This is a genomic window from Streptomyces sp. CBMA123 (genome assembly GCF_014596465.1).
Classification (GTDB): Bacteria; Actinomycetota; Actinomycetes; order Streptomycetales; family Streptomycetaceae; genus Kitasatospora.
Genome location: NZ_MECK01000480.1, coordinates 1 through 1528, shown reverse-complemented (window position 1 = coordinate 1528; position 1528 = coordinate 1). Strand labels below are relative to the sequence as shown.

Annotated in this window: 1 protein-coding gene; it reads left to right on the top strand. The window is 77.6% G+C overall.

What is annotated here, in order from left to right:
- Positions 1–1528: condensation domain-containing protein (locus tag BG452_RS34880; protein WP_223243166.1), on the top strand; the 1528-nt coding region annotated here is incomplete at both ends.

Here is a 1528-nt window from a genome sequence, read left to right as displayed (position 1 = left end):
GTGCCCACAGCGGCCGGGGGGCGCGCCCGGCCGGTGCTGGGCCCCGCCGAGCGGCCCGCGACCGTGCCGCTGTCGCACGCCCAGGAGCGGCTCTGGTTCCTGGACCGGATGGACGGCCCGACCGGCGCCTACAACATCCCGCTGGCCGTCCGGCTGACCGGCCCGCTGGACCGGGCCGCGCTGGACGCCGCCGTCCGGGACGTCCTGGAGCGGCACGAGAGCCTGCGCACCGTCTTCGCCGAGGCGGACGGCCTGCCCTCGCAGCTGGTGCTCACCGTCGCCGAGGCCGAACGCGCGGGCGGCGGGCTGGAGTCGGTGGAGCTGCGGGCGGCCGAACTGCCCGGCGCACTGGCCGCCGAGACCGCCCACCCCTTCGCGCTGTCCGCCCAAGTGCCCTTGCGGGCAAGGCTGTTCGTTCTGAGCCCGACCGACCACGCACTGGTGCTGACCGTGCACCACATCGCCGCCGACGGCTGGTCGCTCGGCCCGCTGGTGCGCGACCTCACCACCGCCTACCGGTGCCGGGCCGAGGGGCGGGCGCCCGACTGGCGGCCGCTGCCGGTGCAGTACGCCGACCACGCGCTCTGGCAGCGCGCCCTGCTCGGCGCCAAGGACGACCCGGACAGCCTGGCCGCCGCCGAACTCGCCCACTGGCGCGAGGCGTTGGCCGGAATCCCGGAGGAGCTGGAGCTGCCCGCCGACTTCCCGCGGCCCGACCGGGCCGGGCAGCGCGGCGCGGAGGTCCGCTGCGCGCTGCCCGCCGAGGCGCACGCCCGGCTCGCCGCACTCGCCCGGGACGGTGGCGCCAGCCTGTTCATGGCCGTCCAGGCCGGGCTGGCCGCCCTGCTCACCCGGCTCGGCGCCGGCACCGACATCCCGCTCGGCAGCCCGGTGGCCGGGCGCACCGAGGAGGCCGTCCGGGAGCTGGTCGGCTTCTTCGTCAACACCCTGGTGCTGCGCACCGACACCTCCGGCGACCCGGCCTTCCGCGAACTGCTCGGGCGCGTCCGGGAGACCGACCTGACCGCCTACGCCCACGCCGAACTGCCCTTCGAGCAGCTGGTCGAGGGGCTCAACCCGGCCCGCTCGACCGGCCGCCAGCCGCTCTTCCAGGTGGTGCTGGCCTTCGAGAACGCCGCCTTCGGGACCGGCAGCCCCGGGCCGGCGGCGCTGCCGCCGATGCCGGGCCTGACCGCCGAGGTGCTGCCCGTCGACACCACCACGGCCAAGTTCGACCTGTCCTTCCAGGTCCGCGAGCGCACCGCCGCGGACGGCGGCCCGGCCGGGCTGGAGATCCTGCTGGAGTACCGCGAGGACCTCTTCACCGCCGCCACCGCCACCCGGCTGGCCCGCTCGCTGGCCACCCTGCTGGACTCCGCCGCCCGCACCCCGGACGCCCCGCTCAGCGCCCTGGAGCTGCTCACCGCCGAGGAGCGGCGCGTCCTGCTGACCGAGTGGAGCGGCCCGCCGGCCCCGCCGCCGGTCGCCGGGGCGTACGGCGCCGCCACCCTGCCCGCGCTGCTGGAGC